This is a genomic window from Acidovorax sp. Leaf191 (assembly GCF_001424425.1).
In the GTDB taxonomy this organism is placed as follows: Bacteria; Pseudomonadota; Gammaproteobacteria; order Burkholderiales; family Burkholderiaceae_C; genus Acidovorax.
Genome location: NZ_LMPT01000019.1, coordinates 580,715 through 595,005 on the forward strand (window position 1 = coordinate 580,715; position 14,291 = coordinate 595,005).

A 14,291-nucleotide genomic window follows, 5' to 3' on the forward strand; every position below is an offset into this window, starting at 1 on the left:
CCGATACCCTGGCTCTTTTCTCGACCCCGGCCTGCGATCAACGCCCGACCATGTGGCCCGGCACCACCCACTGGTCGAACTGCTCGCCCGTCACGTGGCCCGAGGCCACAGCCGCTTCGCGCAGGCTCGTGCCTTCCTTGTGCGCCTTCTTGGCAATATAGGCCGCCTTGTCGTAGCCGATGTGGGTGTTGAGAGCGGTCACCAGCATGAGCGAGCGGTCCACCAGCTCGGTGATGCGCTCGCGGTTGGGCTCGATGCCCACGGCGCACTGGTCGTTGAAGCTCACCATGCCGTCGGCCAGCAGGCGCACGCTCTGCAGGAAGTTGTGGGCCACCATGGGGCGGAAGACATTGAGCTCGAAGTTGCCCGAGGCACCGCCGAAGTTGATGGCCACGTCGTTGCCGAACACCTGGGCAGCCAGCATGGTCACCGCCTCGCTCTGCGTGGGGTTGACCTTGCCGGGCATGATGGACGAGCCGGGCTCGTTCTCGGGGATGCTCAGCTCGCCGATGCCGCTGCGCGGGCCGCTGGCCAGCCAGCGCACGTCGTTGGCGATCTTCATCATGCTGGCCGCCAGCGTCTTGAGCGCGCCGTGGGCGTGCACCAGGCCGTCCACCGAGGCCAGTGCCTCGAACTTGTTGGGTGCGGTGACGAAGGGAAGGCCCGTGAGGCGCGCCAACTCGGCTGCGGACTGCTCGGCATAGCCCTTGGGCGCGTTCAGGCCCGTGCCCACCGCGGTGCCGCCCAGGGCCAGTTCATACAGGTGGGGCAGCGCGGCGCGCACATGGCGCTCGCCATGGTCCAGTTGCGCCACGTAGCCCGAGAACTCCTGGCCCAGCGTGAGCGGGGTGGCATCCTGCAGATGGGTGCGGCCGATCTTGACGATGCCATCGAAGTCCTGCGCCTTCTTCGCCAGCGTGGCGCGCAGCTTGGCGATGGCGGGCAGCAGCTTGTGCGTGAGGGCCTCCACCGCGGCCACGTGCATGGCAGTCGGGAACACGTCGTTGCTCGACTGGCTGCGGTTCACGTCGTCGTTGGGGTGGACCAGGCGGCCTTCGCCGCGCTCGCCGCCCAGGATCTCGCTGGCGCGGTTGGCCAGCACCTCGTTGACATTCATGTTGGTCTGCGTGCCCGAGCCCGTCTGCCACACCACCAGCGGGAACTCGCCCGCGTGCTGGCCGGCGATGACCTCATCGGCCGCAGCCACGATGGCGTCGGTCTTCTTCGCATCCTGCAGGCCCAGGGCCTGGTTGACCACGGCCGAGGCACGCTTGACCTGGGCCAGCGCCTTGATGATCTCGCGCGGCTGCTGTTCGCCCGAGATGTCGAAGTTCTGCAGCGAGCGCTGCGTCTGCGCGCCCCAGAGCTTGTCGGCAGGGACCTCGATAGGGCCAAAGGTGTCGCGTTCGGTACGGGAGGTCATGGGCAGCGGTTCTCCAAGAAAAAAACAGAAAGCGGGCGGGCAGACGGCGGGGCCCCGGCGAGGCCGCGATGGGGACCGGGGGGAGGGCTTGCGTCTGACGCCCAAGAGCAGCCGGAACACCGGCGCGCCCGGCAGCATAATGCAAAAACGAACCATTCTCATTTGTTAGCCTGGATGGCCTGTGCACGAGCATGGCGCGGCCAGTGTGCGGCAAGCCCCGCCACAGCGGGCAGCCGACCGCGCCGCCACCACTGCTGGTGGGGGCATGGCCGGCGAACGGTCCCTTCAGCACCACCCAGCCCGCCAAGCCCCCACGCCAGCGCGCCTTGGCACCGGTCGATACACTTCGACGCGCGCGGACGTGCCCTGACCCCTGCATGGCGCTGCCGCTGCGTATCTGCCCTGGGCCCCTTGACGGCGCCGCGCGCCCGATGCACCCTGCCCACTCCATCACAGCTTTCTTCGCACCATGAACACGTTCATGCCCTCCAGCTACAACCTGTTCGTGGTGGCCGCCTCCTTTGCCATTGCCATGCTGGCGTCGTACGTGACGCTGGACCTGGCGCGCCGTGTGCGCACGGCACAGCGCCGCGTAGGGCTGGCCTGGTGGGCCGCAGGCTCCATCGTCATGGGCACGGGCATCTGGGCCATGCACTTCCTGGGCATGCAGGCGTTTCGGCTGCCCATCGAGATCGGCTTTGCCGGCGGCCCCACCCTGCTGTCGTGGCTGGCCGCCGTGGCCGCGTCGGCCATGGCCCTGCAGCTGGCCAGCCGCGAAACCTTTGGCCGTGTGCAACTGGCCATGGGTGCGCTGGTGATGGGCGCGGGCATCAGCGGCATGCACTACATCGGCATGGCGGCGATGGAGATGGCGCCGGGCATCGTGTGGGACCCGCTGCTGGTGGCGCTGTCGGTGCTGATCGCGGTGCTGGCATCGGCCACGGCCTTGCTGATCTTCAAGCTGCTGCGCCGCGTGCAGCCCGGGCAGCGCCTGGCGTACCAGGTGGCCGCATCGTTCGTGATGGCGGTGGCCATCTGCGGCATGCACTACACCGGCATGGCGGCGGCCAGCTTTGCCAAGGGTGCGGTGTGCCTGAGCGCGGGCCAGCTCGGCGGCCCGGGTCTTACGGCCATGGTGCTCATGGCCACGGGCATGCTGTTGGTGAGCACGCTGTTCACCTCCATCCTGGACGCGCGCCTGCAGGCCACGGCCGAGCGCCTGACGAAGTCGCTGACCGACAGCAACACCCGCCTGCAGGCCGCCAATGACGAGCTGCAAAAACGCGCTTTCGCCGATGCGCTGACCGGCCTGCCCAACCGGCTGCTGTTCGAGGACCGCTTGATCCACGCACTCCTTCGGCTGGACCGCACCAACCACCACCGCGTGGAAGACCGCCTGGCGGTGCTGTTCGTGGACCTGGACGGCTTCAAGCCCATCAACGACTCGTTCGGCCACGCGGCGGGCGACGTGATCCTGCGCAGCGCGGCGGAGCGGCTGCAGCGCCAGGCGCGCGAGTCCGATACCGTGGCCCGTGTGGGCGGCGACGAATTTTTGATCCTGCTCGAAGACGTGACCGACGTGGCCGCCTGCGTGACCATGGCCAACCGGGTGCTCGCGGCCCTGTCGGAGCCGTTCGAGGTCTCGGGCAAGAAGGTGCAGATCGCGTGCTCCATCGGCATCGTGGTGCATCCCGACCATGGCGAGCGCGGCAAGCTGGTCGCCAATGCCGACGCGGCCATGTATGCGGCCAAGCGCGCTGGCGGCGGCTGTTATGCGCTGTTCGAGCCCCACATGGGATCGGACGCGTCCGAACAGCTGGAGCTGCAGAACGACCTGCGCCAGGCCATCGACCGCGGCCAGCTGGCCCTGCACTACCAGCCCAAGATCGACGGCACGCGCGGCCAGATCAGCGGGGTGGAGGCCCTGCTGCGCTGGAACCACCCCAAACACGGCATGGTCAGCCCGCTGGTCTTCATCGCGCTGGCCGAACGCTTCGGGCTGATCGGGCGGCTGGGCAACTGGGTGATCAACGAAGCCTGCCGCCAGACCGCAGAGTGGGCCGACAGCGGCCTGCGCATGCGCGTGGCCATCAACCTGTCGGTGCACCAGCTGCGCGAGGCCGGGCTGGCCGAGCGCATCGAGCAGGCGCTGCTGCGCCACGGGCTCGATGCCTCGCAGCTGCTGTGCGAGATCACCGAATCGGTGGCCATGGAGGACATCAAGGCCACGCAGCGCACCTTCGAGGGGCTGGCGCGCATCGGCGTGTTCCTGTCCATCGACGACTTCGGCACCGGGTATTCGAGCCTGAACTACCTGCGCCAGTTGCCGGCGCAGCAGCTCAAGATCGACCGCAGCTTCGTGAACGACCTGGAAAGCAGCGAAGACGCCCGCGCCGTGGTGGCGGCGGTGGTGAGCCTGGCGCATGCCCTGGGCTTGCGCGTGGTGGCCGAGGGCGTAGAGACCAGCGGCCAGCGCGACATCCTGCTGGGCATGGGCTGCGATGAACTGCAGGGCTTCTTCTACGCCCGCCCCATGCCGGCCGACACCCTGCTGGCCTGGTCGCAAGGCGACAAGCCCGCCGGCGGTGCGGACTTCACGCCATCCGTCATCGGGTCGCTGCCGGACCTGTAGCCCGCCCTGCCCCGGGTCTGGCGGAGGCTCCGGCGAAGATGGACGACGCCCATGTCAGCGGCGCCTGACATGGCGCGGCGCGTGGGAGGCCGACGATGGACTGATGGCGGTTTTCCCGCCCCGCAGCGCGCCCTTCCCGGGCCCGCGGCGCATCACCCATCCATCGGAGCACACCATGGCCACCAGCAGCCTTCTCGGCATCGACAGCGACAACCTTCCGCCCGCGCACAGCGCGACCGGCATCGACAGCCTGGGGCCCAGCGATGCGTCCGATTCGGGCAGCGACAGCGCAGGCGCCTACAGCGCCGACTCCGACAGCGACACCGACCGATTCGGCACCGGTGAGCGCAGCAGCGTGAACCCCGACACCGAAGCCACGGCCCGCGACATCCTGCCCGACCATGTGGAATCCATGGCCACCGGCGGCCCCGGTGAAGACGACGCCGATGCCGATGACGGCATGGTCGGCGACGACGAGGGCCAGGACGTGGACACCGAGCGCGGCGGCCGCGAGGCCCAGGCCCCCTTGAGCGCGGACGACCTGCCCGGCGGCAACGACACCGATGACGCGGTCGAGGCCGACGAGGACGACGCCAACGGCACCGCCTGAAGCCCCGCCCGGCGCGGTGGCAAGGGCCACCGGCGACCACCGTGGGATCTCACCAAAGGCCGAACGCAGGCGGCGGCCTTTGGCATCGCGCAGGGCGCCTGCGGTGGGGTCTGTCAAAATACGGTCCGCCTGCCTTCGGCAGTGCGGTCTGCGGCCCAGCGCTGGTTGCCGGACGGCGCTTGCGGGGGGTGGGAGAGGGGTGCATCAGCGCCCTCCATAAAAGACTCCCCACGAACCGCCATGACCACCTCCATCCGCCAGGACGATCTCATCGAATCCGTAGCTGCCGCGCTGCAGTACATCAGCTACTACCATCCCACCGACTACATCGCCCACCTGGCCCGCGCCTACGAGCGCGAGCAAAGCCCCGCGGCCAAGGACGCGATCGCGCAGATCCTCACCAACAGCAAGATGAGCGCCACCGGCCAGCGCCCCATCTGCCAGGACACCGGCATCGTCAACGTGTTCCTGAAGGTGGGCATGGACGTGCGCTGGGAAGGCTTCACGGGCAGCCTGGACGACGCCATCAACGAAGGCGTGCGCCGCGGCTACAACCACCCCGACAACACCCTGCGCGCCAGCGTGGTGGCCGACCCGCAGTTCGACCGCAAGAACACCAAGGACAACACGCCCGCAGTGATCTTCACCGAGATCGTGCCCGGCAACACCGTGGACATCACCGTGGCGGCCAAGGGTGGCGGCTCGGAGAACAAGTCCAAGATGTACATGCTCAACCCCAGCGACAGCGTGGTGGACTGGGTGCTCAAGACCGTGCCCACCATGGGCGCCGGCTGGTGCCCGCCCGGCATGCTGGGCATCGGCATCGGCGGCACGGCGGAAAAGGCCGTGCTGATGGCCAAGGAAAGCCTGATGGACGACCTGGACATGTACGAGCTGCAAGCCAAGGCCGAAGCCGCCAAGACCGGCGGCCCCGCGCTCGACAAGGTCGAGGCGCTGCGCCTGGAGCTGTTCGAGAAAGTCAACGCGCTGGGCATTGGCGCCCAGGGCCTGGGCGGCCTGACCACCGTGCTGGACGTCAAGATCAAGATGTACCCCACGCATGCGGCCAGCAAGCCCATCGCGATGATCCCCAACTGCGCCGCCACGCGCCACGCGCACTTCGTGCTGGACGGCTCCGGCCCCGTGTACCTCACGCCCCCCAGCCTGGACCTGTGGCCCAACGTGAACTGGGCGCCCGACTACAACAAGAGCAAGAAGGTCAACCTCGACACGCTGACCAAGCAAGAAGTGGCCGGCTGGAAGCCCGGCGACACGCTGCTGCTCAGCGGCAAGATGCTCACCGGCCGCGACGCCGCGCACAAGCGCATCCAGGACATGCTGGCCAAGGGCGAGAAGCTGCCCGTGGACTTCACCAACCGCGTCATCTACTACGTGGGCCCAGTGGACCCGGTGAAGGACGAGGCCGTGGGCCCCGCCGGCCCCACCACCGCCACGCGCATGGACAAGTTCACCGACATGATGCTGGAGCAGACCGGGCTGATCGCCATGATCGGCAAGGCCGAGCGCGGCCCGGTCGCCATCGAGTCCATCAAGAACCACCAGAGCGCCTACCTCATGGCCGTGGGCGGCGCCGCCTACCTGGTCAGCAAGGCCATCAAGACCGCCAAGGTCGTGGGCTTCGAGGACCTGGGCATGGAAGCCATCTACGAGTTCGACGTGGTGGACATGCCCGTGACCGTGGCGGTGGACTCCGGCGGCACCAGCGCACACATCACCGGCCCGGCCGAGTGGCAAAAGCGCATCGCATCCGGCGAGTTCAAGGGCATCGGGGTCGCCGCCGCCTGACGCCTGACGCCTGACGCCTGACGCCTGACGCCTGGCGCGTGACGCTTGGCGCTTGGCGCTTGGCGTCGCTGTATTGCAGCGAGCCAGCACCTTGCGCAGCCCGCACGCAGCGCGCAGACCAAAAGACCGCCTTCGGGCGGTCTTTCTACTTGTGGCCGCTCCAGGCCGCCGTGCCGGCACGGGGTCGGTGCCAACCGTCTGCGCTGCCCCGTGGGCCCCGCCGGTCAATCCATGCTGCCGTGCTCGCCGGGCCTGTCTTTTCTACAATCGTGCGTTATGTCCCCCCTTTGCACCATGCCATGCCGCTGACCTCTTCTCCCATCGGTGTGTTCGACAGTGGCGTGGGCGGGCTGAGCGTGCTGCGCGCCCTGCGGGCTGCCCTGCCTCATGAAAGCTTCGTGTACCTGGCGGACAGCGCCAATGCCCCGTACGGCGAGCGCGGCGATGCCTACGTCAGCGCGCGCACGCACGCCATCACCCGGTACCTGCGCGATCAGCACCACATCAAGGCGCTGGTGGTGGCCTGCAACACCGCCACGGCGGCCGCCATCCATGAAGTGCGCAGCAGCTACCCCGACCTGCCCCTGGTGGGCCTGGAGCCGGCCATCAAGCCTGCGCTGGCTGTGACCCGGACCGGGCGCGTGGGCGTCATCGGCACCCGGGGCACGCTGACCAGCAGCAAGTTCGGCAAGCTGCTCGCGTCGCTGGACGGTCAGGCCCGGTTTGTCGTGCAGCCGTGCGACGGCCTGGCCCATGCCATCGAGCGGGGCGTGGACCTGCCCGACCCCGCCCCGGGCAGCGCAGTCGGTGCCACCGAGACCGGCGCCCTGTGCGAACGGTACATCCACGCGATGGGCGCGTTCGGCACCGCGCCGGGGCAGATCGACACCTTGGTGCTGGGCTGCACGCACTACATCTTCGTGGAGCACGAGTTGCGCACGCTGGTGGGGCCTGGCGTGCAGTTCATCGAAACCGGCGAACCCGTGGCACGGCAGACCCGGCGGCTGCTGGAGGCCGCGGGCCTGCTGCGTGCGCCGGTGCAGGCCTTGGCGGGTGCGGGGGCCTCCGGCACCGAAGACGACGCGCAGGACGCACCCGAAACACGCCTGCTGACCACCGGGCCCGTGGCCATGCTGCAGGCCGGCGCGCGCCGCTGGCTGGGTCTGCCTGCGGATTGCTGCGAGACGGTGTCGGTGCCCTGAGCCTGAGCGCCCGGCCAGGGTCCGCACAGCGACCGGACTCCAAGGCTTTTTCAGCACCTACCGCTCGATGGACGGACGCAAGCAGCTATTAAATTTATAGCAATACGCAGGGCGTCGCTTTGATGTGATACCCGTCGCTCACGCAGCAGGCTCCGCCGCGCCCCACAGCCGCTCCCCCGACTGCTCCACGTGCGTGAGGTACAGCCGCAGGTCGAACTCGTACTGGTGGTAGTTCGGCTCCATGTGCGCGCAAAGCTGGTAGAAGGCCTTGCCGTGGTCCTTCTCGCGCAGGTGGGCCAACTCGTGCACCACGATCATGCGCAGGAACTCGTCCGGCGCCTGCTTGAACATCGCCGCGATGCGGATCTCGTGCTTGGCCGCGAGCTTGTTGCCCTGCACGCGGGACACCGCCGTGTGCAGGCCCAGGGCGTGGCGCACCACGTGGATCTTGTTGTCGAACAGCACCTTGTTGATGGTGCCCGCGTTGCGCAGATAGCGCGCCTTGAGCTCCTGGGTGTAGTCGTACAGACCCTTGTCGCTGCGCACCGCATGGGGTCGCGGGTACTTGCCCAGCAGCACGGCGCCCAGCCGGCCCTGCACCAGCAGCGACCGTGCCTGCTCCTGCAGGGATTCGGGGTAGGCGCGCAGGTAGGGAAGGTCAGTGGTCATCGTAAAAAAACCTCGGGCTGTGCAGGGGCGATCAGGGGCCATCAAGTGCCATCAGGCGCCATCGCCAGAGCGGCCCGGGGACTTCGACGATTCATCGCCAGGCCGCTGCACGGCCCCACAAAGCACAATGGCGCTGCCTGTCGCAACGCCATCGTCGGGCGGCCCGCGCTGTCGTGCGACGGGTCAGCGCAGCTCAGCTCAGTGCAGATGCCGCGGACGGCGGCCACCGCCGCCGTGGCCGCTGCCGCCCGCGCCGCCACTGCCGGGGCCACGCGGTGGCTTGCCGATCTCCAGCGAATTCACGAGCGCATCGAAACGCTGGCTGAAGAGCTTGTCGATCTCGGCCACCACGCCGCCGAGCTCGGCGCCATCGAAATGGCGCTCCATCATGTTCACCACGTCCTGCACCAGCAGGTCCCGCTGCACCTGCATGATGGCGGCGGGCGTGGGGCCCACGAACAGCATCACGAAGTCGTCGCGCGACTCGGCGCCCTCGCCCTCTTCTTCCTCGTCGAAGTCGGCGTCGTAGAACGTGACCTCGATGGCCGCGCCCAGCTCGGCCAGCTCGTTGAGCGACATGCACATCTCGTCCAGCGACTGGCGAAAGTCCTCGTCACCGCGCACCGTCCAGCAGATCTGCAGCAGATGCTCCTGCGCGTCGAACTTGATGCCAGGCTCTTCCTCGTAAGCGCTGGCGGCACCATCGGCCAGCGAGCGGGCTCCGGCGTACTTCCACAGGGGCTTGAGCGCCTCCTGCAGCTGCTCGAAACTGGTATCGGCCCGCAACTGGACCTGCCCGTGGACATGGATTTCGAAGGGAGCGTTGTAACTTGACATGGGTTTAGCCTAGAAACGGCAGTGGGGTGCGCGAGCCGGTACGGCTGTCGGAATGCAGGCGAGGCACAGGCACCACGGCGCGGCGGACGGCGCCGCGCGAAGAGGCGCAACACCGCTGCAGGGCGCCATGTGCTTCACGGAGGAAGGCGATCGACACAGGCGAAATGGGCAGCCATGCGGCCTGTGGGAGGTGAGCAAGCAAGCGGTCCATTGCCATTTTCAGGTTCATCGTCGTGGTGCCCCGAGCCGGGGTCGAACCGGCACGCCCCTTTTCAGGAAAGCGGCGGATTTTAAGTCCGCAGTGTCTACCAATTTCACCATCGGGGCGCCGGTTGCCCAACGCACACCTGCGTTGCAGCGTAACCCGGGCGACGCATGCGCGCAATGCCCTGTTTCTTGGAGTTGCGGGTCTGTAGCAACATGCCAGGACCTGCACCGACCAAGAAAAAAGGGAAGCCGAAGCTTCCCTTTGGAATATGGAGCGGGAAAAGAGTCTCGAACTCTCGACCTCAACCTTGGCAAGGTTGCGCTCTACCAACTGAGCTATTCCCGCATTTGCTGTGATTCTTGACGCTTCCGTCAGTGCGAATCAGCAAGCCTCAAATTATATCGCCATTTTTCAGCACTGCAAATCTGCCTGCCAAAAAATTTTCCAATCTCTTTCTCCGACCAGCTCCTGCCTGAGGCAAGGGCCAGATCCGACCTGCACAGCGAACGCTGCAGAGCCCGGAATATCTGGAGGCGCGGTCCGGAGTCGAACCGGACTAACCGGATTTGCAATCCGGGGCATAACCGCTTTGCTACCGCGCCAGGAATTCACATTCCTCTGACAAAAAAGGGAAGCAGATGCTTCCCTTTTTGTGGAAATTGGAGCGGGAAAAGAGTCTCGAACTCTCGACCTCAACCTTGGCAAGGTTGCGCTCTACCAACTGAGCTATTCCCGCATTTACCGAAGCCTAACATTCTACAACGTTTGCTGCGATGGAGTGAATTGTAGCGCATTTTTTGGGGCTCTCCAAAAAATTTGCATCAATGTTTGAGTCCATCGCCTGCAGGTGCCGGAGCACGGGCTTTTTCGGCCGCTGCGGCGGCCACTTCGGCCACCTCTTCGTCCGTCAGCGGCTCGGGCTTGCGCTCCAGGGCCACTTCCAGCACCTTGTCGATCCAGCGCACCGGCACGATCTCAAGGCCGCTCTTCACGTTGTCTGGAATCTCCTGGAGATCCTTCACGTTCTCTTCGGGGATCAGCACGGTCTTGATACCGCCGCGCAGCGCGGCCAGCAGCTTTTCCTTGAGGCCACCGATCGCGGTCACTTCACCGCGCAGCGTGATCTCGCCGGTCATCGCCACATCGCCACGCACCGGGATGCCGGTCAGCGCAGACACGAACGCCGTGGTCATGGCAGCGCCGGCACTCGGGCCGTCCTTGGGCGTGGCTCCATCGGGCACGTGGATGTGGATGTCGCGCTTCTCGAAAATGTCGTCCTTGATGCCGAGCAGCCGGGACCGGCTGCGCACCACGGTGCGGGCGGCCTCCACCGATTCCTTCATCACATCGCCCAGCGAGCCGGTGCGGGTGATCACGCCCTTGCCGGGCATGGTGGCGGCTTCGATGGTCAGCAGATCGCCGCCCACCTCGGTCCACGCCAGGCCCACGACCTGGCCCACCTGGTTTTGCAGCTCGGCGCGGCCGTAGGTGTACTTGCGCACACCCAGGAAGTCGGGCAGGTTGTCGGCCGTCACCACCACCTGGGGCGTGAGCTTCTTGAGCTGCAGGCCCTTGACGACCTTGCGGCAGATCTTGGACAGCTCGCGTTCCAGCGACCGCACGCCCGCTTCGCGGGTGTAGTAGCGCACCATATCGCGCACGGCAGGCTCGGTGATCAGCAGCTCTTCGTCCTTCACGCCGTTGTTCTTGAGCTGCTTGGGCAGCAGGTACTTCATGGCGATGTTGGTCTTCTCGTCCTCGGTGTAACCCGACAGGCGGATCACTTCCATGCGGTCGAGCAGGGCCGGCGGAATGTTCATCGAGTTCGACGTGGCGACGAACATCACGTCGGACAGGTCGAAGTCCACCTCGACGTAGTGGTCGCCGAAGGTGTGGTTCTGCTCGGGGTCCAGCACCTCCAGCAGCGCACTCGATGGGTCGCCCCGGAAGTCCGTGCCCAGCTTGTCGATCTCGTCCAGCAGGAACAGCGGGTTGCGCGTGCCCACCTTCGACAGGCTCTGCAGCACCTTGCCCGGCAAGGCGCCGATGTAGGTGCGGCGGTGCCCGCGGATCTCGGCCTCGTCACGCATGCCGCCCAGTGCCATGCGCACGTACTTGCGGCCGGTGGCCTTGGCGATCGACTGGCCCAGCGAGGTCTTGCCCACGCCAGGAGGGCCCACCAGGCACAGGATGGGCGCCTTCACCTTGTCCACGCGCTGCTGCACTGCAAGGTACTCAAGGATGCGGTCCTTGACCTTGTCGAGGCCGTAGTGGTCTTCGTTCAGCACGTCCTCGGCGTTGAGCAGGTCGTGCTTGATCTTGGTCTTCTTGCTCCAGGGCAGGCCCGTGAGCACGTCGATGTAGTTGCGCACCACCGTGGCTTCGGCCGACATGGGCGACATGAGCTTGAGCTTCTTGAGCTCGGCATCGGCCTTCTTGCGCGCCTCTGCAGACATCTTGGCGAGCTTGATCTTCTTCTCGATCTCCTCGATGTCGGCGCCTTCGTCGCCCTCGCCCAGTTCCTTCTGGATGGCCTTGACCTGCTCGTTCAGGTAGAAGTCGCGCTGGTTCTTCTCCATCTGGCGCTTCACGCGGCCGCGGATCTTCTTGTCGACATTGAGGATGTCGACTTCGCGGTCCAGTTGCTCGAACAGGTTTTCCAGGCGCGCCTTCACGTCGGCCAGATCCAGCACCACCTGCTTGTTCTCGAGCTTGAGCGGCAGGTGGGCGGCGATCGTGTCGGCCAGGCGGCCCGGGTCGTCGATGCTGGAGATCGAGGTGAGGATCTCGGGCGGGATCTTCTTGTTCAGTTTGACGTACTGGTCGAACTGCTGCATCACCGCGCGGCGCAGGGCCTCGATCTCGCTGGGCTTGTTGGCGTCGGGCGTGGCCTCGACCGGCGTCACCGTGGCGGTGAAGTGGGTCTCGCCGTCTTCGATGGATGTGACCACCGCGCGCTGCTGGCCTTCGACCAGCACCTTGACGGTGCCGTCGGGCAGCTTGAGCATCTGCAGGATGGTGGAGACACAGCCCACATCGAACATGTCCGAGACGGAAGGCTCGTCCTTGGCGGCGGCCTTCTGGGCCACCAGCATGATGCGGCGGTCGGCCTCCATGGCCATCTCAAGCGCCTTGATGCTCTTGGGGCGGCCCACGAACAGCGGGATCACCATGTGGGGGAACACGACCACGTCACGCAGCGGCAGCAGCGGCAGGTCGAGTGGGGTGGCAGGCAGGGGGGTATGTCCGGACATGGAAATCCTCAGTTAACTCAGTGGAATATGGTCCACCAGTGGGGATTTTCAACCCCTTCTTCCGGCCGTACCGCAAGAAGGGTTGAAGGGCAGCACCAGCGGCCACCCCGTGCGGTGCATGCCTTCGATGGCGTGCACCGCGGAGACGTCAGACATGAAGGACGCCGCGCGTCATTCATCACAGCGCGTGAGCCTGGCGCGAAGCAGGCCATTGGCCGCCGCGCCAGGGCTGCCCCGCCGCGCTGGCGGGGTTCCCTGGAGGGGAACGCCGCTGCGCGACTCAGGGCGGGCGCCATGTCTTTCAGGCCTTCTTGGCCGCCTCGCGGTACACGAGCAGCGGCGGCTTGTTTTCTTCGATGGTGGACTCGTCCACCACCACCTTCTCGACGTTGCTCGTATTGGGCAGGTCGAACATCGTGCCGATCAGCGACTGCTCCAGGATCGAGCGCAGACCACGGGCACCGGTCTTGCGGGCCAGTGCCTTGCGGGCGATGGCCTTGAGCGCCGCAGGACGGATCTCCAGGTCCACGCCTTCCATGGACAAGAGCTTGCTGTACTGCTTGACCAGCGCGTTCTTGGGCTCGGTCAGGATCTCGACCAGCGCGTCCTCGCTGAGCTCGGCCAGTGCCGTCACCACGGGCATGCGGCCCACCAATTCGGGGATCAGGCCGAACTTGATCAAGTCCTCGGGCTCGATCTCGGTGAACACTTCGGTCAGCGAGCGCTGCTTCTTGCTCTTGACCGATGCGCCAAAGCCGATGCCCGATGCCTCGGTGCGGTTCTCGATGACCTTCTCCAGGCCCGCGAAAGCGCCGCCGCAAATGAACAGGATGTTGGTCGTGTCGATCTGCAGGAAGTCCTGGTTCGGGTGCTTGCGCCCGCCCTGGGGCGGCACGCTGGCCATGGTGCCTTCGATGAGCTTGAGCAGCGCCTGCTGCACGCCCTCGCCCGACACGTCGCGGGTGATGCTGGGGTTGTCCGACTTGCGCGAGATCTTGTCGATTTCGTCGATGTAGACGATGCCGCGCTGCGCGCGCTCGACTTCGTAGTTGCAGCTTTGCAGCAGCTTCTGGACGATGTTCTCCACGTCCTCGCCCACATAGCCGGCTTCGGTCAGCGTGGTGGCGTCGGCCATCACGAAAGGCACGTCCAGCATGCGCGCCAGCGTCTGGGCCAGCAGCGTCTTGCCCGAGCCCGTGGGCCCGATCAGCAGGATGTTGCTCTTGGACAGCTCCACATCGTCCTTGTGGGCCTTGTCCTTGTGGCGCAGGCGCTTGTAGTGGTTGTACACCGCCACTGCCAGCGTGCGCTTGGCCACGTCCTGGCCGATCACGTAGTTGTCCAGGTTGGTCTTGATCTCCACCGGCGTGGGCAGATCGCTGCGGCCTTCACGCGCCACGTCACCGGCCGGCAGCTCATCGCGAATGATTTCGTTGCACAGGTCAATGCACTCGTCGCAGATAAAGACGGACGGACCGGCGATCAGCTTCTTCACTTCATGCTGGCTTTTGCCGCAGAAAGAGCAGTAGAGGGTTTTTTCGCTGGAAGAGCCTTTTTTCTCGGCCATGGGGGCAATGCCTTGTTACGTACGGAAAGTTGTCGGGATGATAACCAAATAAAAAACGGCGTCTTCCCCGGGGGAAAACGCCG

General features: G+C 66.2%; 9 protein-coding genes and 4 tRNA genes. 4 read left to right on the forward strand and 9 right to left on the reverse strand.

Annotated features, from left to right (window positions below):
• Positions 1-37: 37 nt before the first annotated feature.
• On the reverse strand, positions 38-1,423 hold the full coding sequence (fumC, locus tag ASG27_RS16675) for a class II fumarate hydratase (RefSeq protein WP_056418662.1): 1,386 nt from the start codon (positions 1,421-1,423) through the stop codon (positions 38-40).
• Positions 1,424-1,892: 469 nt separating this feature from the next.
• Between fumC and ASG27_RS16680 the strand changes: the two genes are divergently transcribed.
• From ASG27_RS16680 to murI, 4 genes are all read left to right on the forward strand, one after another.
• Positions 1,893-4,055: a putative bifunctional diguanylate cyclase/phosphodiesterase gene (locus tag ASG27_RS16680; RefSeq protein WP_056418665.1), complete on the forward strand. Its 2,163-nt coding sequence runs from the start codon at positions 1,893-1,895 to the stop codon at positions 4,053-4,055.
• Between the two features lie 175 nt (positions 4,056-4,230).
• A complete protein-coding gene (locus ASG27_RS16685) occupies positions 4,231-4,665 on the forward strand; it encodes a hypothetical protein (RefSeq protein WP_056419137.1) in 435 nt (144 codons plus the stop codon).
• 240 nt (positions 4,666-4,905) lie between these two features.
• Positions 4,906-6,471, forward strand: a complete 1,566-nt coding sequence (locus tag ASG27_RS16690) for a fumarate hydratase (RefSeq protein ID WP_056418668.1) — start codon at positions 4,906-4,908, stop codon at positions 6,469-6,471.
• Between the two features lie 299 nt (positions 6,472-6,770).
• Positions 6,771-7,673: a glutamate racemase gene (gene murI, locus ASG27_RS16695; protein WP_056419140.1), complete on the forward strand. Its 903-nt coding sequence runs from the start codon at positions 6,771-6,773 to the stop codon at positions 7,671-7,673.
• Positions 7,674-7,811: 138 nt separating this feature from the next.
• On the opposite strand, the gene ASG27_RS16700 is transcribed toward murI, so the two are convergent.
• The 8 genes from ASG27_RS16700 to clpX all read right to left on the reverse strand — a co-directional run bounded on the left by ASG27_RS16700 (position 7,812) and on the right by clpX (position 14,208).
• On the reverse strand, positions 7,812-8,342 hold the full coding sequence (locus ASG27_RS16700) for a M48 metallopeptidase family protein (protein WP_056418669.1): 531 nt from the start codon (positions 8,340-8,342) through the stop codon (positions 7,812-7,814).
• A gap of 198 nt (positions 8,343-8,540) precedes the next feature.
• A complete protein-coding gene (locus tag ASG27_RS16705) occupies positions 8,541-9,179 on the reverse strand; it encodes a DUF6806 family protein (RefSeq protein ID WP_056418672.1) in 639 nt (212 codons plus the stop codon).
• A gap of 234 nt (positions 9,180-9,413) precedes the next feature.
• Positions 9,414-9,506, reverse strand: a tRNA-Leu gene (locus tag ASG27_RS16710).
• 150 nt (positions 9,507-9,656) lie between these two features.
• Positions 9,657-9,732 (reverse strand) — tRNA-Gly (locus tag ASG27_RS16715).
• Positions 9,733-9,915: 183 nt separating this feature from the next.
• Positions 9,916-9,989 (reverse strand) — tRNA-Cys (locus ASG27_RS16720).
• Positions 9,990-10,047: 58 nt separating this feature from the next.
• Positions 10,048-10,123: transfer RNA gene (locus ASG27_RS16725), tRNA-Gly, on the reverse strand.
• An 85-nt stretch (positions 10,124-10,208) separates the two neighbouring features.
• Positions 10,209-12,641: an endopeptidase La gene (lon, locus tag ASG27_RS16730; RefSeq protein ID WP_056418675.1), complete on the reverse strand. Its 2,433-nt coding sequence runs from the start codon at positions 12,639-12,641 to the stop codon at positions 10,209-10,211.
• A 301-nt stretch (positions 12,642-12,942) separates the two neighbouring features.
• The gene (clpX, locus tag ASG27_RS16735; protein ID WP_056169758.1) at positions 12,943-14,208 is read right to left on the reverse strand and encodes an ATP-dependent Clp protease ATP-binding subunit ClpX; all 1,266 of its coding nucleotides are present in this window, start codon (positions 14,206-14,208) and stop codon (positions 12,943-12,945) included.
• Positions 14,209-14,291: the final 83 nt, after the last annotated feature.